This is a genomic window from Pseudomonas frederiksbergensis, assembly GCF_035751725.1.
Taxonomy (GTDB): domain Bacteria; phylum Pseudomonadota; class Gammaproteobacteria; order Pseudomonadales; family Pseudomonadaceae; genus Aquipseudomonas; species Aquipseudomonas frederiksbergensis_A.
Map to the genome: position 1 here is coordinate 2,344,457 of NZ_CP142104.1, position 19,405 is coordinate 2,363,861.

The following is a 19,405-nucleotide window of genomic DNA, read 5'->3' on the forward strand; positions in this document are numbered from 1 at the left end:
GCCGTCAGTCCAGATAAAAAAGGTAAATGGCTATGAACGCGATATTGGAAAACAAACCCGCGGCCGCCCCGGCCAGGACGCGTCGACGGTTGCCGACGGAACTGAGCATTTTCCTGGTGCTGATCGGCATCGGCCTGGTGTTCGAGCTGTTCGGCTGGATCATGCGCGACCAGAGCTTCCTGATGAACTCCCAGCGCCTGGTGCTGATGATCTTGCAAGTGTCGATCATCGGCCTGTTGGCCATCGGCGTGACCCAGGTGATCATCACCACCGGCATCGACTTGTCGTCGGGGTCGGTGCTGGCGTTGTCGGCGATGATCGCCGCGAGCCTGGCGCAGACTTCGGATTTCGCCCGGGCGGTGTTTCCTTCACTGACCGACCTGCCGGTGTGGATTCCGGTGGTGGCCGGGCTCGGCGTGGGGCTGCTGGCGGGGGCGATCAACGGCAGCATCATTGCCATTACCGGTATCCCACCGTTTATTGCCACCCTTGGCATGATGGTCTCGGCCCGTGGCCTGGCGCGCTATTACACCGAAGGGCAGCCGGTGAGCATGTTGTCGGATTCGTACACCGCCATCGGTCATGGCGCGATGCCGGTGATCATCTTCCTGGTAGTGGCCGTGATCTTCCACGTCGCCTTGCGCTACACCAAATATGGTAAATACACCTACGCCATCGGCGGCAACATGCAGGCCGCACGGACGTCGGGCATCAACGTCAAGCGCCACTTGGTGATTGTCTACAGCATCGCCGGGCTGCTCGCGGGGTTGGCCGGTGTGGTGGCCTCGGCGCGGGCGGCGACCGGGCAGGCGGGCATGGGCATGTCTTATGAACTGGACGCGATTGCCGCGGCGGTGATCGGCGGCACCAGCCTGGCTGGCGGAGTGGGGCGCATCACCGGGACGGTGATCGGTGCATTGATCCTCGGCGTCATGGCCAGCGGGTTCACCTTTGTCGGTGTCGACGCCTATATCCAGGACATCATCAAGGGGTTGATCATTGTCGTTGCCGTGGTGATCGATCAGTACCGCAATAAACGCAAGCTCAAACGTTAACGACCATTTGATGCGACAAATCGCCACGCCTGACACGCGTGGCGTTGCCATTTGTCTTCTTAATACAGCCATTGCAGCGAATTTCTTGTTATAAACGCACTCCGACGGCCAGCAGAAGCCGGTCTGACAGCATTTGAAGCGGCTGTCGGGCATTTTCCCCATGTTTTCGGTTGCTGACGCCCCGACTCGGCCTTAGACTGCCGCCCCTCGTAAATTGAGTGCCGGGTGGCGCTTGGAATAGACGGCGCCTTTCCGATGAGCGTGGCTGCTTGATGCGGGACGCTCCATAATTCGCCTTAATGCACGTTTTTTTATAGAGAAATCAATGACAAAGGAAAAGTTGCTGGCCATGCCGGCGGATGACTACATGAATGCCGAGCAACTGGCTTACTTCACCAAGCTGTTGCAGAGCATGAAAGTCGAAACCCACGAGCGCATCGAACAGAACCGAATCGCCATTGAAAGCCTGGACAGCCCGGCCGACCCGGCGGACGCTGCTTCCGTAGAAGAAGAGCGTACCTGGCTGGTCAACGCCATCGATCGCGACCAGCGCATGCTGCCGCAACTGGAGCAGGCCCTGGACCGCATCAACGACGAGAGCTTCGGCTGGTGCGACGACAGCGGCGAGCCAATCGGCCTCAAGCGCCTGCTGATCAGCCCGACCACCAAGTACTGCATCGAAGCTCAAGAACGTCACGAGCAGATCGACAAGCACCAGCGCCAGGCCTGATTCCTGTTTCCGAAAAGATCGCAGCCCTTCATCCGAAGCTGCGGTCTTTTTGCTTTCTGATCATCACGCTTCTCGATTTGTGGCCGAAAACACGACTAATGGACCATGGATAATGGCTCGGTAGTGGCGTTTAATGCGGCCATAACAATGAGAAATGTGGGTGACGAAAATGGCGACAGACGGATCTCTGGCGGCGACAGCGTCGACCTCGGTGCCTGTAGCGCGCGTTACGGTGCGCTGGCTTGCGCCGACGCTGCAAAGTGTGGCGCTGGTTTCGCTGCTGAGTGGTATGACCTTGGGCGGTTGGTCGTTGTACCTTGCGCTGCCGCTGGCAATGCTCATCGTCTGGTTGCCGCGCCTGCGCTCGCGCCTGGCCAGCAGCCCCGCGCCGGCGACAAGCGACAGCTTGGCCGAACTCACCCGCGATCTCTCCTACACCACCAGCCATAACGCACTGTCTGCAGCGGGCGTGGCTTATTCGGTCAAGCAATTGGCCGGCAAGGTCCAGTCACAACTGGGGGCTGCAGCGCAGATCGTCGGCAACGCCGAAGCGATGATCGCCACCGAGCAGGCCACCTCACAACTCAGCCAACAGGCCTTGGGCGCGGCCAGCGAGGCCCATCGCAGCAGTGTCGCCGGACGCAGCGAGTTGGTGGAATCCATCAGTCGCATGCACCAGCTCAGCCAGCGTGCCAATGAAAGTCGTGAACTGATCGAAGCGCTGAGCGTGCGCAGCGATGAAATCCAGCGCGTGAGCCTGGTCATTCAATCGATCGCCAGCCAGACCAACCTGCTGGCTCTCAACGCCGCCATCGAGGCTGCCCGGGCCGGGGAACATGGCCGCGGGTTCGCCGTGGTGGCCGATGAGGTACGTGGGCTGGCCGGGCGCACCGCCGCGGCGACCGGCGAGGTTGGTGTGATGGTGGCGGACATCCAGCAGCGCACCGCGCAGGTCGTCGAGCAGATCCGCCAACTGGCCGCAGACCTGGACAGCGGTGTGCAGCAAGTCGAGCACACCGGCCAGCACCTGGAAAACATCGCCCGGCTTGCGGCCGGTGTCGAAACCCAGGTCAGCGCCATCGCCCAGGGCACCGACACCAACCGTGGACAACTCGACAGCCTGTTTCATGCGATCGAGCAAATGCGCGGTGACCTGGCGATCAGCGACCAGCAGACCCAACGCCTCGCCGAGGCCGCCGTACAGATGGAGGGCCAGGCCGAAACCATCAGCGAGCGCTTGGCCGAGGTGGGCCTGGACGATTATCACCAACGGGTCTATGACTTGGCTCGGGAAGGGGCAAGCCGGATTGCCGCACAGTTCGAGGCGGATATCGATCAGGGGCGTATCAGCCTGGAGGACTTGTTCGATCGCAGCTACCAACCCATTCCCAACACCCAACCGGCGAAGTTCCAGACCCGTTTCGATCGCTACACGGATCAGGTGCTGCCGGCGATCCAGGAACCTTTGCTGGCGCGGCATGAGGGGCTGGTCTTCGCGATTGCCTGCACCCAGCAGGGCTACGTGCCGACTCACAACAATGCGTTCTGCCAGCCGTTGACCGGCGACCCCCAGGTGGACACGCTGAACAATCGCACCAAGCGCAAGTTCTCCGACCGCACCGGGATTCGCTGTGGCAGCCACCAGCAGCCCGTGCTGCTGCAAACCTACACGCGGGACACGGGGGAGCTGATGCATGACCTGTCGGTGCCGATCATGCTCAAGGGACGGCATTGGGGTGGACTGCGGTTGGGCTACAAGCCTGAGAAGCCGCGCTGAGCCTCGACGCAACCTATTGCGACGAGTGAGTGTTCGTGGCGAGGAGCAAGCTCCCTCGCCACAAGAGCAAGCCCGCCGTTCTCAGGGTTTATTTATCGTCGTGCAGACGTACGTTCAACTGGTCCACCAGCACCGCCTCTTCGCCGTCGGCAAGCAGCCATTCCCGAAGCAAATCTTTCTGCTGATCTGACCAGAAAGGCGCATCGACCAACTTGGTGTTCGGCTCAAGCGGGTGCGCCATGATGAAATCATCGATGGCTTCGCCTTCCGAAGGCAGGCCGAGTTGGTCAAACAGGGTGCTGAGTTCGTGGGATGGTTGTTCCATTTTGTAGGACTCCTCTGGACTACCGCCGTCATGGCGCCTCGGTTGCTTCCCTCTATCTGAGGCAAACGGTCGTCAGGAGTTCGATCGATATCAGGCTTTCAGCGCACCTTCGTCCACCGCGATCTTCAGGGCCAGCGCCGACGCCCTGGCGGCCTCGGCGGCGATTTCCGGTGTCTTGAACCAGCGATCCCTCTCAACCTGGTGATAAGTGACTGCGGTGGAGGGTGCTTTGGCGCGCATGACGATGACTGCCTGGAATTCGCCTTCGACCTCTCTGGCTTCGCCGCGGATGAAAAAATCGCCGATGTCTAGTTCCGTCACGTCACGCCTTCCCTTCGAGTCATATTATTGTGCGAGCGCCTCCATGGGGGCGCTCCGGGTAGGCAGTATGGCAGCAGTTGGGCGGCGGCGGCTGAGTTAAGTCATGGCGCCTGCCATTGAAGTGCTCTGTTCAAGCGTCCGGGCGAGATAGCAGGCTTCGTTGTGGTCGGTACGGAAACCTCTTACGCGCCCGGTGGTGGTTTCTTCGATATGGAAAAAACACTTGCCGGCGAGAACGACCCTATATTTCGGCCGGATCGTTGCAATTGGCGTGTATTCGTATGCGGGAGGGGTGCCTTGCGTCTGGGCGACACATGCGGTGACGGGGCGGATCAAGGTTGAAAAAGTAGCCATGTGAATTCCTTTTCTATGGTTACCGACGAATTGCCGGCTGTTTTAAGTAGTCTGCGCAGCAACGGCTGCTCTAGAATCGGCAGTACCGTGCGTACGGTTGCGCCTATCTAAAGCAATTTTTTTTGGCATCGATGTCGGAAAAATGCTTTTCTCGGTGAGAAATTTCCCTAAAGTTAGTAGTCCCTCCTTTTCCGATGTTCAGAGTGGTGTTTTCCTTCAACCTCTGACGACTGCGGGGAAAGACGGCGAGAGTGGCGATCCTTTAGTCTGCTCCCGCCCAGGGTCAGGGCGCACCGTTCACTTTCGAATTCAAAGACAGGTCCATGCGACCGTGCAGGTTCTCGTGGTCCATTCCCGCAGAGTGGGCCGTTTTAAATGATGGGGATGTTTCCTTGGCAGTAAGTAATCTCGACATGCATGCGTTATTTGTACTGGGTGACTTGCGGGCGAAGCTGGTCAAGCTATTCCAGTCACGTTTTGTCTATATCACCGAGCAGACTCCCGAAGGCATCTATGTTGCCGAGATCGATACCGAGTCGGCACTGGTGGTTGATGACAAGCCCCGGCTTGAACTGAAGGTTGGCGACCATTTCCGTGCGGCAGTATTGCCCAGTCGGGAGGGTGGCAAATTCGAAATCAGGTTTCGTGAAATCAAGTTGACGGTCTATGGCCTTGGCGACTACGCCTTCGTCACGACGGCCGATGGCCAAGCCATCCTCTTCAAGGAAGGGCACAGCGTGGTGACAGTATTTGCCGCCAACCAACAGCTGCAGGAAGGTTTGACCAAGACGTTGAAAGCGGTAACCGGCAAGGCGGCCAAATGGCGCAAGGGCGAACTCGTGACGTTCAAGGCCAGCGAGTAAAAGGCCGATCGTCATTCGATAGTGACGAATCGGGTCTATCGCCTGTGCTCTTTCGTACTCGTAACAGTTTTAAAACCCGCCTGCTGGAACCTTGGCTACAGTCAACTGACTGAACTAGTCAGAGGCTTGCGTTCGCTTCGCAACGCCGTTCGGTTATTGCTGTGTCCGGCATGAGGTATCAAGCATGAAACGAGTTCGACAGTGGCTGGCTGCCTGGGCCACCCTCGCTGTGTTGGTTTCACCACTCCCGGCATCCGCGGCATCGACGCCGATCCACTTTGCCGACCTGAACTGGGAAAGCGGCAGCCTGATTACCGACATCCTGCGAATCATCGTCGAAAAGGGCTACGGGTTACCGACCGACACGTTGCCGGGCACGACCATCACCCTGGAAACCGCCTTGGCTAACAACGATATCCAGGTGATCGGTGAGGAGTGGGCCGGTCGCAGCCCGGTTTGGGTCAAGGCCGAGGCCGAAGGCAAGGTGGTTGCACTGGGCGACACGGTCAAAGGGGCGACCGAAGGTTGGTGGGTGCCGGAATACGTGATCAAGGGCGACCCGGCCAAGGGCATCAAGCCCCTGGCGCCGGACTTGCGCAGCGTCGAGGACCTGGCGCGCTACAAGCACGTGTTCAAGGATCCGGAAAGCCCCGGCAAGGGACGCTTCCTCAACAGCCCCATCGGCTGGACGTCCGAGGTCGTCAACAAGCAGAAGCTCAAGGCCTACGGCCTTTCCGATAGCTATGTGAATTTTCGCAGTGGCTCAGGCGCCGCCCTCGATGCGGAGATCACGTCTTCGATTCGTCGCGGCAAGCCGATCCTTTTCTATTACTGGTCGCCGACACCGCTGCTCGGGCGTTTCAAGCTGGTGCAATTGCAGGAGCCGCCCTTCGATGCCGAGGCCTGGAAGACCCTGACCGATGCCGACAACCCCAACCCCAAGCCAACGCGGTCCCTGGCGTCGAAGCTGTCGATTGGTGTGTCCGCACCGTTCCATAAACAGCACCCGGACATTGCCGAGTTCTTCAGCAAGGTCGATTTGCCGATCGATCCGCTGAACAAGGCGCTGGCCGACATGAGCGAGAAACGCACGCCGTCCCGCGAGGCCGCCGAAGCCTTTCTCAAGGCCCATCCCGAGGTCTGGCAGGCCTGGTTGCCCAAGGACGTCGCCGACAAGGTGGCAGCGGGGCTGTAGGGCGTTCGGGGCCAGTGCGTTGAACAATTGATCCTGGGCAATTCGTCATTCGCCGGAAACGGGCAATGTGTGCCCGTCCAGCGAAATGCCAAATTCCAGCTAGGATGATTGTTCAACCTTTTTCAGGAGGCTGGCGAATGACGCTTGTATTGGCTCGGTCGCTGGTCGCGGTGTTTGCGACCATCAGCTTGATTCATTTGTATTGGGCCCTGGGAGGGCGGTGGGCGGCGCAGGCGGTGGTGCCGCAGGTGCCAGTGAAGCAGGGCGGCACACTGCGGCCGGCATTCAACCCGTCGGGATGGCTGACGCTGCTGGTCGCCCTCGCGCTGCTGATGATTGCGCTGCTGGTGTGCCTGCGGGTCGGCCTGATATCACCCCCCGTCACCCACCGCGCCTTGCAATGGCTGATCAGCGCGATCGCTTTGCTGTTGTTCGCCCGGGCTATCGGCGAGTCGAACCTGGTGGGCTTTTTCAAGGAGGTCAAGGGCTCGACATTCGCCCGCCTCGACACTTGGGTCTATTCGCCGTTGTGCGTGGTGCTGGGGGCGGGGTTGTTGACCGTGGCATGGGCTTGAGCGCGTGCAGATAACGGCAAGTTCCTCGCCCTAATAATGCCTGGCGGAGGCTTCTAATCTTCGGGGCCGGTCCTGCGACTGCTCACCTCCGCCGGCACATCGTCACCCGCCATGCGCTTGCGAAACAACGCCGCCCGGGCCAGCAGCAGGGTGGTCACCGGGACGGTGATGGACAGCAGGATCGGGATCAGCCAGGCATGCAATACCGGGCCGGACTTTAGCGCCGAAAAATAGACGATTGACGCCAACGCCACGCACCAGGCCCCCAGCGTCGAAGCCAGGGCAGGTGGGTGCATGCGTTGGAAATAATCCTTCAACCGCACCAGGCCGATCGCGCCGACCAGGGCGAACAGGCTGCCCGAAACCAGTAGGATCGCCACTGGAATCTCGATCCACATCGACAACTCTCCAGTCATTCGATCACCTCCCCGCGCAACAGGAACTTGGCCAGGGCAAACGAGCCGACAAAACCGAACAGGGCGATCAAGAGCGCCGCCTCGAAATACGTGTCGCTGGCATAACGGATGCCCAGTACCAGCATCATCAGCATCGCGACGATATACAGGTAATCCAGGGCCAGGACCCGATCCTGCGCCGAGGGGCCGTTGAACAGCCGCACTAACGTCAGGACCATCGCCAGCGAGAACAGGAACAGACTCAGCAGGATCGCATTGGACAGCAGGGCGCTCATTCGAAAATCTCCATCAACGGACGCTCGTAAGTGGCCTTGAAATGTTCGATGAATACCGCTTCGTCCTCCAGATCGAACACGTGCATCAACAAGATGCTGCGGTCCAGCGCCAACTCCGACCAGACCGTCCCCGGAATCACCGTGGTGATCATCGAGAGCACCGCCAGGCCGTTGGCATCGTGCAGGTCCAGCGGCACCTTGATGAACCGCGAGCGAGGCGCGCGGCGTCCGGCGTTGAGTACGCGCCAGGCGACGGCCAGGTTGGACTCAAGCACATCGCGACCCACCAGCAGGAACAGCCGCAGCATGACCCACGGTCGACGGATACGGATCGGCCGTGGCCGCAGCGGACGCATCATCAAGGGCGCGAGAAAACCCAGCGCCGCGCCCAACAGCAGGTGGCCGGCGCTGAGCGACAGGTTCAGCAACAGCCAGAGCAACCACAACGCCAGGGACAGCCAGGGGGCTGGAAACAGATGCCTGATCATGGTTGCACCGCCTTCAAGTCAGCGCTGGCCTGAGGGTTGGGGACAGCGCGGGTGGCAAGCACCGTCATCACATAATGTTCAGGCGTGTTCAACGCATCGGCGACGGATTGGGTGTAGCGCAGCAGGGGTTCGGCCTTGAAGGTCAAGACGATCCCCAGCCCCAGCAGCGCAATGATCGGCAGGCATTCGAACGGTCGCAGCAGCGGCGACGGCCGTTCCTGCGGAGTCCAGAAGCGCTGTATGCCCAAGCGCGAGAAGGCGATCAACGAGGCGAGCCCGGACAGGATCAACAAAGCCAGCAGGCCCCAGGCCTTATTGGACACCGGGACATCACCGCTCGACCCGAGCCCCTCGGGGTTGAGCAATGCGCTGAGCAGACTCAGTTTGCCGATGAATCCCGACAGCGGAGGCATGCCGACAATCAACAGCGCACAGGCAATGAAACTCAAGCCCAGGAAGGCCATGGTCCAGGGGATCACTTGGCCGACCACCGCCTTCTGTTCGTCATCGAGATTGATGCCCTTGGGCGGCTGCAGCGATTCCAGCGGTCGCGGCAGTGTGTCGAGGTCATCTTCCAGCGGCAGTTCGTTGGCCGAGCGTGAACGCTCGATCAGTTCGGCCAGCAAGAACAACGCGCACAGCGCCAGGGTCGAACTCACCAGGTAAAACAGCGCCGCGCCTATCAGGTTGGGTTGGGCGAAACCGATGGCCGACAACAGGATTCCGGCCGAGACCAGGATGCTCAGGCTGGCCATGCGTTCGAGGCGCTGGGCCGCCAGGATCGCGATGGCGGCGCAGGCGATGGTCGCCATACCGCCGTAGACCAGCCAGTCGCCGCCAAAATACGCCGACGCGCCGGCCTGCCCGGAGAACAGCAAGGTCCACAGGCGCAAGATCGTATAGACGCCCACTTTGGTCATGATGGCAAACAACGCCGCCACCGGGGCGCTGGCGGAGCTGTAGGCCGGAACCAGCCAGAAATTCAGCGGCCACATGCCGGCCTTGGCCAGGAACGCCACCGCGAGAATGCCTGCGCCGGCGTGCAGCAGGCCCCGGTCCGCTTCCGGCACCAGCGGGATTTTCAGGGCCAGGTCGGCCATGTTCAAGGTACCGGTGACGCCATAGATCAGCGCCGCGCCGATCAGGAACAACGACGAAGCCAGCAGATTGATGGAAATGTAATGCAGGCCCGACGACACCCGCGCCCGACCCGATCCGTGCAGCATCAAGCCATAGGACGCGGCCAGCAGCACCTCGAAAAACACGAACAGATTGAACAGGTCCGCCGTCAGGAACGCCCCGTACAGGCCCATCAGCTGAATCTGGAACAACGCGTGAAAACTCGCCCCTGCCCGGTCCCAACGGGCCATGGCGAACAGCAGGGCGCAGGCGCCGATGATGCCGGTCAACACCAGCATCAGGGCCGACAGGCGATCGACCACCAGCACGATGCCGAACGGCGCCTGCCAATTGCCCGGCAGGTACACGCCTATGGACGCGGGCAAGGGCTGGTCCTGGGTCCAGGCCAGCAACAGCACGGCGATGCATAGCCCCAACAAGGTGGACAACAGGTTGATCCGCGCCTTGAGCGGACGGTGTTTCTCGCCGAGCATCAGCATCAACGCGGCGGTCAGCAGCGGCAGCAGGATGGGCGCGGCGATCAAGTGAGGCGTCAACATCATTCCTTGGGCTCCCGGCCGTCCACATGGTCGGTGCCGGTCAGCCCACGGGACGCCAGCAGCACCACCAGGAACAGCGCGGTCATGGCGAAGCTGATCACAATGGCGGTCAACACCAAGGCCTGGGGCAGCGGATCGGTGTAGTGCAACAAGTCCTGGGGCACGCCGTCCTTGATGATCGGTTCCTTGCCGATGAACAGGCTGCCCATGCTGAAGATGAACAGGTTCACGCCATAGGACAGCAGGCACAGGCCCATCACCACTTGGAACGTCCGTGGTCGCAGCACCAACCAGACGCCGGAGGCGGCCAATACGCCAATTGCAATCGCGATGACTTCTTCCATCAGGCGTTGGCTCCTTTGAGGGGGGGGACGGGTTTGGCGTGCAGGCCCGGCTTATGGGCCCGCACGGACTGGTGGGCAAGGGCGGTGAGAATCAGCAGTGTGGAGCCGACGACCACGGCGTAGACGCCGATGTCGAAGAACAGCGCGCTCGCTACATGGATGTCACCCAGCAGCGGCAATTCGAAATGCCAGGTATGGGTGGTCAGGAACGGATAACCCACCGCCATCGCCCCGAGCCCGGTAGCGGTGGCGCACAACAGCCCGGTGCCCATCCAGCGCAGCGGCCGCAGGCTCATCTGCGCCTCGACCCATTGGGTGCCTGCGACCATGTATTGCAGGATGAACGCTACCGACATCACCAGTCCGGCGACGAAGCCACCGCCGGGTTGGTTGTGGCCGCGCATGAACAGGTAGAACGACACCACCAGGGCGATCGGCAGCAGCAAGCGCACCAGTACCGAGGGCACCATCATGAAACCCAACGCGGTATCGCTGGCGTGGCGCGGGTTGACCAGGTCGGTGACCACGTCCGGCGCCAGCAGGCGCTGTTGCGCCGGCAGCTGCATGCTTTCCTTGGGTGGGCGGAAACGCCGCAGCAGGGCGAACACCGCCAAGGCCACTGCCACCAGCACGGTGATTTCCCCGAGGGTGTCGAAGCCCCGGAAATCCACCAGCATCACGTTGACCACGTTGCTGCCGCCGCCTTCGGGCAGGGCCCGGCTCAGGTAGAACGATGAAATGTCGTTGGGTGTCTGGCGCGTCAGCATCGCATAGGACAACAGCGCCATGCCGCCGCCCACCGCGACGGACAACAACAAGTCCCGCAAACGGCGGATGCGCGCGCGGCGTTCGCTATTGGGCAGCGGCGACACGTCTTCGATTCGCCGTGGCAGCCAACGCAGGCCCAAGAGGATCAGCACCGTGGTGACGACTTCCACCACCAGTTGCGTCAAGGCCAGGTCCGGAGCCGAGAACCAGACGAAGGTCACGCAGGTCATCAGGCCACAGACACTGACCATCGTCAGTGCCGCAAGACGGTGATATTTGGCCTGCCAGGCCGCGCCCAAGGCACAGGCAATGGCCAACACCCACAGCGTGACGAACACCACGGAGCCGGGGATTTTCGGCCGGTCGCCCCAGGTCAGCGAGCTGTTGAGCATCGGAATCAGCCCGGCCACTACCGCTGCCAATACCAGCCAGAACAGCTGGGCCTGCAGGCGTCGGGTGCTGATCTTGCGTTCAAGCCGGCGGCCCTGGCGCATCATCAGCACCAGGCAGCGCTCGAACAGACGCTTGCCGCTGAGGCGGCCGACCAACGGCGGGCGCTTGATGTGGCCTTGCTTGAATTGTTTGCGCAATAGCAGGTACAGGACGATCCCGCCCGACATTGCCACAAGGCTCATGATCATCGGCGCGTTCAGGCCATGCCAGATCGCCAGGCTGTATTCGGGCAGCGGACCGCCCACCACTGGCAGCGCGGCGGCGGCCAACAACGCGCCCACCACTTGGGCGGGGAAAATGCCCACCAGCAGGCACGTGAACACCAACAGCTCAACCGGTGCGCGCATCCAACGCGGCGGTTCATGGGGAGTGTGGGGCAGGTCGGTGGCGGTGGGGCCGAAAAACACATCGACGGTAAAACGCAGGGAATAGGCGACGCTGAACGTACCGGCGATGGTGGCAATGATCGGCAGCGCCAGCTCGACCCAGGCGGTGGCGGAAATGAACACGGTCTCGGCGAAGAACATTTCCTTGGACAGGAAGCCATTGAGCAACGGCACCCCGGCCATGGCCGCGCTGGCGACCATGGCCAGGGTCGCTGTGAACGGAATCAGCCGCACCAGGCCACTGAGCTTGCGGATGTCCCGTGTGCCACTTTCGTGGTCAATGATCCCGGCGGCCATGAACAGCGAGGCCTTGAAGGTGGCGTGGTTGAGAATGTGAAACACCGCCGCCACCGCTGCGAGAGGACTGTTGAGGCCCAGCAGCAACGTGATGAGCCCCAGATGGCTGATGGTGGAATAGGCGAGAAGGCCCTTGAGGTCGTTCTGGAACATTGCGCAATAAGCGCCGAGCACCAAGGTGCAAGCCCCCGCGCCGCCGACGAGATAGAACCATTCTTCGCTGCCCGACAGTGACGGCCACAACCGCGCGAGCAGGAACACGCCGGCCTTGACCATGGTCGCCGAGTGCAGGTACGCCGAGACTGGCGTGGGCGCGGCCATGGCGTGGGGCAGCCAGAAATGGAAAGGAAACTGGGCGCTTTTGCTCAAGGCGCCGATCAGGATCAACGGCAGCAGGATGGGGTAGAGGGCATGGTCACGGATCAGGTTACCGGCGGCCAGGACCTTGTCCAGGTCATAGCTGCCCACCACATGGCCGAGCAACATCACCCCGGCCAACAGGCACAGCCCGCCGGCACCGGTCACCATCAACGCCATATAGGCGCCGCGCCGGGCGTCGGCGCGGTGATGCCAATAGCCGATCAGCAGGAATGAAAACAGGCTGGTCAGTTCCCAGAAAAACACCATCTGGATCAGGTTGCCGGAGATCACCAATCCGAGCATGGCGCCCATGAACGCCAGGAAAAACGCGAAGAAGCGCGGCACCGGATCGTCCGGCGACATGTAATAGCGGGCGTACAACGACACCAGCGTGCCGATGCCCAGCACCAGCAACGAAAACAGCCAGGCAAAACCGTCCAGGCGCAGGACGAAATTCAAGCCGAGGCTGGGCAGCCAGTCATAGTGTTCGCGAATCACGCCGCCATCGGCGATCTGCGGGTACCACAAGGCCACCTGCACCGTGCCGGCCAGGGCCACGAGGCCGGCCAGCAGCGATTCGGCGTTACGGGCGTTATGCGGCAACAGCGCCGCGACACAGCTGCCGATGAAGGGCAAAAGCAATAGAACTATCAGCGACATAGGCTTCTATTCGGCGGGAGGTTGTGAGGGATCATACGTGGCGTATTCCCGATCACCAACCGCGAGGGTGTCGCAGAATCCTACAAGGTAGATGGATTTTTCCTGTTTTGGGTTGTTTCGGTGAGTGACGGGTAGTCGCGGTTGGTCGCGGATATCGAAGCGTTCTTAGCTCAAAAACGGGATCCGGGTGCGGTACCTTTCTACCGCACCCGAGCATCGCTCCATCGCCATGCTGCGCCATACAGAAAAGGAGAACTGTATGGCAAAGGAAACATCAGGAGATGGATCGGACGGCTCTGTCGTCATCAGGCCGGGACGTCCTTCATCCGGCGGCGGTTCCGGAGGCGGCTATGGCGGCGGCTTCGGGGGAAACCGCGTCGGCGCGACAGGCGGCCCGAAGCGTTCAGCCAAGGGAATTAAAAAGAGGCAGCAAGCGACGCTCAAACGCCAGGCCGAGGAAGCGAAAGCCGCCGCAAAAGCGAAGGCTGACGCTGCGAACGCCAAGGTCGCTGCCGCCGCGGCGGCTCAGGAACAGGCGCGTTTGCTGGCACGCCAGCAGCTGTTGGCGACCATGGCGCAGCGCCACACCACCACCCGGGCCGAGGTGGATCGAAACTTCGCGAGCAAACGATCACAACTCGACGCCGCGCTGCAAAAGGAAATCTCGGCCGCAAAACGGCCGCCCGCCTCGAACTCAACCGAGCGCTGGCAGCTTTACCTCATCACCAAGGAAAAAAGCGAAATCGACGGGCTGATCGCCCGTATGTCTCAAGAACTCAACGCGAAGAATCTCGCCGCCCGTGTCTTTGATGGACAGGATCCGCTGTCCCGTTCGGTCGATGATTATCGCGCGCGACTGGATCAATTCGGTGCCGCGCTGGATGAAGGTCACCGTCTCTGGGAACAGGCTTACATTGCGGCTCAAGAGGCTCGGTTGCTTTCCGAGCAAATCAAGGCCTTGAGCGAAAAATCCAGCGCGCTGGCCAAGCGCCATGCTGAGCAAACTATCGTTTGGCGCGACCGGGACGCGGTTAGAGAGCGTCAGCGGCAATACGCTGAGCAACGGGCGGAGCGCATCCGCTTCAAGCAGCAAGTTGACGAGGGCACTCGATACCAGCGTTTCAAGCAAGCGCATACCCTGAGCGTGCCGACCTCATCGCTGGCGGCGGGTGGGATGGTCCTGACTCGCGAGACGGTTTTCGTTGCCCAGCAAGCCGCAGCGATGCTGGAGAGATCCATCGAGGCCGCCGTGGCGGAACTCAGGGTTTATGGAGGGATCCTGGCCAGGACGGGACCGGTCTTCATCACCACCATGGTTTACTCGCCGGTGTTGGGCGACGGTGAACTGACACCCGAACAGCGCAGGAGTCTCTTCCAAGGGGTTGGGATATCGGCGCAAGCCCTGGGACTTACAGACTACCAGGCGTTGCAGCGCGCCGCCGATGCCGGCGGCTCGGTTGAAGTGGCCTACCGGCTCAAGCCCGAAACCACGGCGCAAGGTACCGCTATCCATGCCGCGAGCGTTGGCGAGGGCATTGGCGCGCAGGTGCCGGTCATCAACGCGGTGCTCGACCCGTTGACCGGCCTATACAACGCTGAAGTGCCCGGCTTTCCAACACGGCATTTGCAATTCACTGCCGACACGATTGCGCAGGCTACCCCCGAAAGCCCGCCTGGGGTGACGTTGCCGGCGGCCCAGGTACAAACCCTGCCGGTGGGCGTGGACCTGCGCATCCAGGACTGCATCGTCTGCGTGCCTGGCATGCCGCCAACCTACTTCTCTTTCGAAGCACCACCGTTGGGCTCGGGGGTCGTTACTGGCATCGGCAAACCGGCAGCGAACGATTGGTGGAGCAGCGCCAACCAGGCACAAGGTGCGGCCATCCCCGAGCCCATCGGCCACTCGATGCGGGCGCAGCCAATCAAGTCGTTCAGCGCCTTCGACCAAGCGTTATGGCGCACGCTCGCCGAGCATCCGGCCCTGTGGACAAACACAGACGAAATCAATCAAAAGCGCATTGAGCACGGCTTTGCGCCCTATGCGCCGAAAAGCACATGGGTGGGTGAGCGTCGGGAATTCGAACTGCGTTATCTGGAGCGGGCAGAGCTGGGTGAAAACCCGTTCAACCTCGACCGCATCAGCATCACCACGCCCAACAGCCTGCTTGGCAGGCCGGGCATCGTACCGGCGGTCATCCCCTGGCCGGCGCCTCCGATCGACAAAGGTACCCGAACGCCTCTGGTTCCGCCGGGCATCGAACAGCTAGGCCCGACCACTCTGCCGGTCACGCCACCGCTTTCGCAGGAATATCCCGGCAACCCCGTAATCCCCGTCCTACCGGAAAACGAGACGTTTCCGGCTGTCGATCCGGTGCAGGCCGGTGCGAGTATTCCGGGGTATCCGGGGGATATGGAGTTGCCCTCGCCGGATGCGCTGTTTTATGACCGGCGGGATGACCCCGGAATGGCCCTCGGCTTCGGGCAGCCAGTGTCGGGCATTTGGTTGGGTGAGGCGGCGAGGACGACTGGGGCGGCGATCCCTGATCGGATCGCGGATCAGTTGAGGGGAAGGGAATTTGCGAATTTTCATCGGTTCAGGGAGGCGTTTTGGAGGGCGGTGGCGGCGGATGAAGAGTTGAGTCAGCAATTTAACAGTTCGAATCTAGTAAAAATGCGAAATGGGGTCGCCCCTCGCGCAATCACTTCTGAAGTTATTGGCGGACGTGGGACCTTTGAACTTCATCATCACATCAGGGTTACGGATGGCGGAGATGTGTACGGCATGGATAATCTCTTTGTGCTGACGCCTCGACGTCATATAAAGCTTCATGGAGCTAAGAACAATGATTAGCTTGAAAGAGAATATTGAAGATTACACTGAGGCTGAATTCTTGTTATTCCTTGAAGAGTTTTTCGATAACAAAACGATGCTGCAAGGGAGCGCGCTCGGCGAATATTGGGATTTGCTTGTCGAGCACTTTGAGCAAGTCACACAGCATCCAGCAAAGTCCGATGTAATTTATTATCCAAAAGAGGGTCAGGAGGACAGCCCCGCCGGCATCCTGAAAGAAGTCAAGGAATGGCGAGCCAGCAATAACAAGCCTGGATTCAAAGCCGAATGAATCACCCGCCTCTGAACGCACCTGCTCGATCCCCCTGCGAGCAGGTGCGTCGTCAAGGACGCATGGTTAAAAAGGAAAAACCAAAGATGGAACTTAAACCCAAACTCCAGGACTACACCGAGTCCGAGTTTCAGACGCTTGTCGACAAGATCTGGAGCGTGGAAGCCAACAGAGAAGATCATAACCGGCTCATCAATCACTTCGATCTAATAGTTGATCATCCTGATGGTGCGGACCTGTTGTTTTACCCGGAGGATACCTTCAATTCACATTCCCCAGGCGCAGTCACTTTCCACCTCAAGCATTGGTATCACCTGAAGAGGCTCATTCCTTTCAAGGACGGTGTGCTTCCAGCGCCGTTCACGTCGGTCAACGGGTCGAGCCTCATTGCATACGCCACGGCGAGAGCCAAGCACGAACTTGCGAACGCTCAGCGAGTGGCTACGGACATCGCCTCTGCGGAGCAAACGGTCGATTCAGCGTTCTCTCTGCTTCAAAGCGCTATCCAGCATCTGCCACTCCAACAGCATTCGAACGCGACGTTGGAGGCACTGGAAAAGGCATCCGCCGGATCGAGCATGCGCAGCACGAGGTGCTGATGGCCGTTCGTGCATTCGAAGGCAAGAAAATGCGCGTCGAGTTCGACAAAGACGCGGCACAGCGAAATTTTACCTACAGCCAGGCGGACAGGCCGCTCTGGCAAGCCAATTTGCAGCAGGCCACTGCCAACCAGGCTCATTATCTGGCGCGTCTGTCCTCCAACACCCAGCGCCATGCCGAACTCCACACCAACGCCGAAGCCTTAGTTGATCGTGCCTGGCAGCAATGGGTACGCCTACGGACCCCCGACCGATACTCAAGCGTGTTTCGCCTGTCTGTCGCCGCTAACATGGGACGTCCGGATCTGTTGATCAGCGACGCACAGCCATTGATGCCGGTACAACGAGTGGACTTGCAGAAGACCCTCCGCTCGGCAGTCGCGGAGTTCAGTTGGTCATTGATTGACGGAGCGCACAAACATCCAGAGCAATACGCCAGCGTTCTGAGCTTCGGGTTCGCCAGCCGAGCCAAAGCCGTGCGTTTCGGCTTCTGCGCTGCGTTGACCGAGCTCTCGCTGATCGATCCCGATTGGCAGGTACTTGCCGCCCAGCATGGCAACGTGGAGTTACCGCTGCGGATGAGCACCACAACGGTTGCCGTGAAACCCGGCAGCCTGTCGTATGGGCTAAAAGAGATACGCGAGCTTTTCGAGGTTTATATCACTCCCTGCACCGGTCTTTTGCCCGGGAAGGTGCGCGTCAGGCCGGCCGTCTGGCATGAGGACGAGCGGGTCTATCGTTTTACAACGGATGGCCCGCAGCCCGACATGATCGAGTGGACGTACCCCAGTGGCCTGGAGGCGCCAACGGCATCAAAGCAGGACAGGCTCGATTCCACGGGGTTTGTCCGGTCGTCACCGGTGCCGGAATTGGCCTTGTTCGACTCCGTCGAAGCGGTGCGATTCGATGACTATGTCGTGGTGTTCCCACCGGATTCCGGCCTGGAGCCGGTCTATGTGCTGTTCAATGACCGTCGGGATTGTCCGGGGGGCGTGAGCGGAGAAGGGCACGCGGAGGCTGACGACTGGCAAACGCAGGCCTTGAGCAGCCTGGGCGCTTCGGTCCCTGCATCAGTCGCCGAAAAATTGCGCGGGCAAGCCTTCGAGCGTTTCGATTTGTTCAAGCGTGCATTTTGGAGAGCCGTTGCGGCCGTACCGACGTTGAACGCGCAATTCAACATCGACAACAGGGCGTTGCTACTCAGCGGTTTGGCGCCCCGCTGCGAGTTGCCTGAAGACAATCGTGCGCTGCGCATTCTGCACCGCGTCGACGTCACGCAGGGCGGTGACGTTTACGATCTCGATAACCTGATTATTCAATTTTGAAATCCGAGGGCTTGGGCATGAGCGGCTCAGCCCTCGCGCTCAAGCACCTCATCCACCTCGACAACACCTTTGCTGCGAGTCTTCAACTCACTGACAATCACCGCCGCCACAATCAAGCCGGCGCCCACCAACGCAATCGCCGGCAACCGCTCGCCCGCCAGGCGCCCGGCGATGCCGGCCCACACCGGTTCGCCTGCGTAGATCAGTGTGGCGCGGGTCGGCGAGACGCTTTTCTGTGCCCAGTTCATCGCCACCTGGATCGCTGCGCTGGCGGCGCCCAGGCCCACGGCGCTGACCAGCAGCAGCCAGGAGAAGCTCGGAATCACTTCCTGGGTCGGCACCACCATCAGGAAAGCCAACACCGCCGTGCAGGCCAGTTGCACCACCGTCACCCGGCGTACATCGACCTGGCCGGCGTAGGTACTGATCAGGATGATCTCGGCGGCGATCGCGATGGCGCTGATCAGCGTGGCGATTTCACCCGGGCTGAAGTTCAGCGAGGCCCCGGCCGGGCCCGACACCAGCATCAGTCCAGTGAAGGCCAGCATGATGCCGATGCTCGGCATCAAGCCTGGTCGACGGCCCAACACCAGCCATTGCAACAGGGGCACGAATGGCACGTAAAGCGCGGTAATGAACGCCGACTGACTACTAGGGATGGTTTGCAGGCCGACCGTCTGCAGGCCATAGCCGAGCATGATCGCCACCCCGATGAAACTCCCGGCCTTGAGTTCGAACAGCGTCAGCGCGCGAAGATGCCGCCAGGAGAACAGCGCGACAAACGCAGCCGCTGCGGCGAAGCGCAAACCCACGAAAAACATCGGCCCGCTGACCGTCATGGCGTGCTGCACTAATAGGAACGTTGCGCCCCAGATCATGGTGATCAGCACCAGCACGCACTCGGCCTTGCTGAACATTGGGAGAGGGGAGGATGCTTGCGGGGAGTTCAACGATGCCATGACCTTGCGCGCTACTTGAGGCGGACGCACAATGCGCCCGAAGTTGGGCAGTATAATGCGCAACCCTGTCATGTGAGCA

Annotated in this window: 20 protein-coding genes; 10 read left to right on the forward strand and 10 right to left on the reverse strand. The window is 60.8% G+C overall.

Translation table 11 applies throughout. From position 1 onward, the window contains the following. Positions 1 to 32: 32 nt before the first annotated feature. The 3 genes from VQ575_RS10545 to VQ575_RS10555 all read left to right on the forward strand — a co-directional run bounded on the left by VQ575_RS10545 (position 33) and on the right by VQ575_RS10555 (position 3,562). The gene (locus tag VQ575_RS10545; RefSeq protein ID WP_039593016.1) at positions 33 to 1,055 is read left to right on the forward strand and encodes an ABC transporter permease; all 1,023 of its coding nucleotides are present in this window, start codon (positions 33 to 35) and stop codon (positions 1,053 to 1,055) included. Positions 1,056 to 1,380: 325 nt separating this feature from the next. Then, positions 1,381 to 1,785 carry a TraR/DksA family transcriptional regulator gene (locus VQ575_RS10550; protein WP_198726174.1) on the forward strand — a complete coding sequence of 135 codons (405 nt, stop codon included), beginning with the start codon at positions 1,381 to 1,383 and terminating at the stop codon, positions 1,783 to 1,785. Positions 1,786 to 1,954: 169 nt separating this feature from the next. Further along, positions 1,955 to 3,562: a methyl-accepting chemotaxis protein gene (locus tag VQ575_RS10555; protein ID WP_232916743.1), complete on the forward strand. Its 1,608-nt coding sequence runs from the start codon at positions 1,955 to 1,957 to the stop codon at positions 3,560 to 3,562. A gap of 88 nt (positions 3,563 to 3,650) precedes the next feature. Here VQ575_RS10555 and VQ575_RS10560 read toward each other — a convergent pair whose 3' ends face one another. From VQ575_RS10560 to VQ575_RS10570, 3 genes are all read right to left on the reverse strand, one after another. Beyond that, positions 3,651 to 3,887 carry a DUF2789 family protein gene (locus VQ575_RS10560; protein ID WP_039593017.1) on the reverse strand — a complete coding sequence of 79 codons (237 nt, stop codon included), beginning with the start codon at positions 3,885 to 3,887 and terminating at the stop codon, positions 3,651 to 3,653. 90 nt (positions 3,888 to 3,977) lie between these two features. Further along, complete coding sequence (locus VQ575_RS10565) at positions 3,978 to 4,208, reverse strand: hypothetical protein (protein ID WP_039593018.1); 231 nt, start codon at positions 4,206 to 4,208, stop codon at positions 3,978 to 3,980. A gap of 96 nt (positions 4,209 to 4,304) precedes the next feature. Then, positions 4,305 to 4,562: a hypothetical protein gene (locus VQ575_RS10570; RefSeq protein WP_052680779.1), complete on the reverse strand. Its 258-nt coding sequence runs from the start codon at positions 4,560 to 4,562 to the stop codon at positions 4,305 to 4,307. 413 nt (positions 4,563 to 4,975) lie between these two features. On the opposite strand from VQ575_RS10570, the gene VQ575_RS10575 reads away from it, so the two are divergent. The 3 genes from VQ575_RS10575 to VQ575_RS10585 all read left to right on the forward strand — a co-directional run bounded on the left by VQ575_RS10575 (position 4,976) and on the right by VQ575_RS10585 (position 7,195). After that, the gene (locus VQ575_RS10575; protein ID WP_039593020.1) at positions 4,976 to 5,425 is read left to right on the forward strand and encodes a hypothetical protein; all 450 of its coding nucleotides are present in this window, start codon (positions 4,976 to 4,978) and stop codon (positions 5,423 to 5,425) included. 184 nt (positions 5,426 to 5,609) lie between these two features. Next, positions 5,610 to 6,620 (forward strand): ABC transporter substrate-binding protein, encoded by a 1,011-nt coding sequence (locus VQ575_RS10580; protein WP_198726171.1) that lies wholly within the window; start codon positions 5,610 to 5,612, stop codon positions 6,618 to 6,620. A gap of 137 nt (positions 6,621 to 6,757) precedes the next feature. After that, positions 6,758 to 7,195, forward strand: a complete 438-nt coding sequence (locus tag VQ575_RS10585; RefSeq protein ID WP_198726169.1) for a DUF3995 domain-containing protein — start codon at positions 6,758 to 6,760, stop codon at positions 7,193 to 7,195. 53 nt (positions 7,196 to 7,248) lie between these two features. Here VQ575_RS10585 and VQ575_RS10590 read toward each other — a convergent pair whose 3' ends face one another. From VQ575_RS10590 to VQ575_RS10615, 6 genes are read right to left on the reverse strand one after another with little or no spacing between them, the layout of a single operon-like run. Beyond that, positions 7,249 to 7,611, reverse strand: coding sequence for a Na+/H+ antiporter subunit G (locus VQ575_RS10590; protein WP_039593023.1), 363 nt, complete (start codon positions 7,609 to 7,611; stop codon positions 7,249 to 7,251). Beyond that, on the reverse strand, positions 7,608 to 7,886 hold the full coding sequence (locus VQ575_RS10595) for a K+/H+ antiporter subunit F (RefSeq protein WP_198726167.1): 279 nt from the start codon (positions 7,884 to 7,886) through the stop codon (positions 7,608 to 7,610). The genes VQ575_RS10590 and VQ575_RS10595 overlap by 4 nt, the downstream gene beginning before the upstream one ends. Beyond that, entirely contained in the window at positions 7,883 to 8,371 is a 489-nt protein-coding gene (locus VQ575_RS10600) for a Na+/H+ antiporter subunit E (protein WP_039593051.1), read from the reverse strand. The genes VQ575_RS10595 and VQ575_RS10600 overlap by 4 nt, the downstream gene beginning before the upstream one ends. Then, a complete protein-coding gene (locus VQ575_RS10605) occupies positions 8,371 to 10,056 on the reverse strand; it encodes a monovalent cation/H+ antiporter subunit D (protein ID WP_198726166.1) in 1,686 nt (561 codons plus the stop codon). Before VQ575_RS10605 ends, VQ575_RS10600 begins: the two co-directional genes overlap by 1 nt. Continuing rightward, positions 10,053 to 10,397, reverse strand: a complete 345-nt coding sequence (locus VQ575_RS10610) for a Na+/H+ antiporter subunit C (protein WP_003202835.1) — start codon at positions 10,395 to 10,397, stop codon at positions 10,053 to 10,055. The genes VQ575_RS10605 and VQ575_RS10610 overlap by 4 nt, the downstream gene beginning before the upstream one ends. Further along, on the reverse strand, positions 10,397 to 13,321 hold the full coding sequence (locus VQ575_RS10615) for a monovalent cation/H+ antiporter subunit A (protein ID WP_198726164.1): 2,925 nt from the start codon (positions 13,319 to 13,321) through the stop codon (positions 10,397 to 10,399). Before VQ575_RS10615 ends, VQ575_RS10610 begins: the two co-directional genes overlap by 1 nt. Before the next feature lie 259 nt (positions 13,322 to 13,580). On the opposite strand from VQ575_RS10615, the gene VQ575_RS10620 reads away from it, so the two are divergent. Genes VQ575_RS10620 through VQ575_RS10635 form a run of 4 tightly spaced genes read left to right on the forward strand, consistent with a single transcriptional unit; the run spans position 13,581 to position 18,367 of the window. Beyond that, complete coding sequence (locus tag VQ575_RS10620; RefSeq protein WP_325919604.1) at positions 13,581 to 16,172, forward strand: S-type pyocin domain-containing protein; 2,592 nt, start codon at positions 13,581 to 13,583, stop codon at positions 16,170 to 16,172. Continuing rightward, a complete protein-coding gene (locus tag VQ575_RS10625; RefSeq protein ID WP_080942513.1) occupies positions 16,165 to 16,443 on the forward strand; it encodes a bacteriocin immunity protein in 279 nt (92 codons plus the stop codon). The genes VQ575_RS10620 and VQ575_RS10625 overlap by 8 nt, the downstream gene beginning before the upstream one ends. Beyond that, positions 16,440 to 17,042 (forward strand): bacteriocin immunity protein, encoded by a 603-nt coding sequence (locus VQ575_RS10630; protein WP_325919605.1) that lies wholly within the window; start codon positions 16,440 to 16,442, stop codon positions 17,040 to 17,042. Before VQ575_RS10625 ends, VQ575_RS10630 begins: the two co-directional genes overlap by 4 nt. Beyond that, positions 17,042 to 18,367 (forward strand): S-type pyocin domain-containing protein, encoded by a 1,326-nt coding sequence (locus VQ575_RS10635; RefSeq protein ID WP_325919606.1) that lies wholly within the window; start codon positions 17,042 to 17,044, stop codon positions 18,365 to 18,367. Before VQ575_RS10630 ends, VQ575_RS10635 begins: the two co-directional genes overlap by 1 nt. Positions 18,368 to 18,393: 26 nt before the next feature. Here VQ575_RS10635 and VQ575_RS10640 read toward each other — a convergent pair whose 3' ends face one another. Further along, entirely contained in the window at positions 18,394 to 19,398 is a 1,005-nt protein-coding gene (locus VQ575_RS10640; protein ID WP_325919874.1) for a DMT family transporter, read from the reverse strand. Between the last annotated feature and the right edge of the window lie 7 nt (positions 19,399 to 19,405).

Bases quoted from the DNA above. Each gene is read 5' to 3' on its own strand.
- VQ575_RS10545 (WP_039593016.1), top strand. From the start codon at position 33: ATGAACGCGATATTGGAAAACAAACCCGCGGCCGCCCCGGCCAGGACG.
- VQ575_RS10550 (WP_198726174.1), top strand. From the start codon at position 1,381: ATGACAAAGGAAAAGTTGCTGGCCATGCCGGCGGATGACTACATGAAT.
- VQ575_RS10555 (WP_232916743.1), top strand. From the start codon at position 1,955: ATGGCGACAGACGGATCTCTGGCGGCGACAGCGTCGACCTCGGTGCCT.
- VQ575_RS10560 (WP_039593017.1), bottom strand. From the start codon at position 3,887: ATGGAACAACCATCCCACGAACTCAGCACCCTGTTTGACCAACTCGGC.
- VQ575_RS10570 (WP_052680779.1), bottom strand. From the start codon at position 4,562: ATGGCTACTTTTTCAACCTTGATCCGCCCCGTCACCGCATGTGTCGCC.
- VQ575_RS10575 (WP_039593020.1), top strand. From the start codon at position 4,976: ATGCATGCGTTATTTGTACTGGGTGACTTGCGGGCGAAGCTGGTCAAG.
- VQ575_RS10580 (WP_198726171.1), top strand. From the start codon at position 5,610: ATGAAACGAGTTCGACAGTGGCTGGCTGCCTGGGCCACCCTCGCTGTG.
- VQ575_RS10585 (WP_198726169.1), top strand. From the start codon at position 6,758: ATGACGCTTGTATTGGCTCGGTCGCTGGTCGCGGTGTTTGCGACCATC.
- VQ575_RS10590 (WP_039593023.1), bottom strand. From the start codon at position 7,611: ATGACTGGAGAGTTGTCGATGTGGATCGAGATTCCAGTGGCGATCCTA.
- VQ575_RS10595 (WP_198726167.1), bottom strand. From the start codon at position 7,886: ATGAGCGCCCTGCTGTCCAATGCGATCCTGCTGAGTCTGTTCCTGTTC.
- VQ575_RS10605 (WP_198726166.1), bottom strand. From the start codon at position 10,056: ATGATGTTGACGCCTCACTTGATCGCCGCGCCCATCCTGCTGCCGCTG.
- VQ575_RS10610 (WP_003202835.1), bottom strand. From the start codon at position 10,397: ATGGAAGAAGTCATCGCGATTGCAATTGGCGTATTGGCCGCCTCCGGC.
- VQ575_RS10615 (WP_198726164.1), bottom strand. From the start codon at position 13,321: ATGTCGCTGATAGTTCTATTGCTTTTGCCCTTCATCGGCAGCTGTGTC.
- VQ575_RS10620 (WP_325919604.1), top strand. From the start codon at position 13,581: ATGGCAAAGGAAACATCAGGAGATGGATCGGACGGCTCTGTCGTCATC.
- VQ575_RS10625 (WP_080942513.1), top strand. From the start codon at position 16,165: ATGATTAGCTTGAAAGAGAATATTGAAGATTACACTGAGGCTGAATTC.
- VQ575_RS10630 (WP_325919605.1), top strand. From the start codon at position 16,440: ATGAATCACCCGCCTCTGAACGCACCTGCTCGATCCCCCTGCGAGCAG.
- VQ575_RS10635 (WP_325919606.1), top strand. From the start codon at position 17,042: ATGGCCGTTCGTGCATTCGAAGGCAAGAAAATGCGCGTCGAGTTCGAC.
- VQ575_RS10640 (WP_325919874.1), bottom strand. From the start codon at position 19,398: ATGACAGGGTTGCGCATTATACTGCCCAACTTCGGGCGCATTGTGCGT.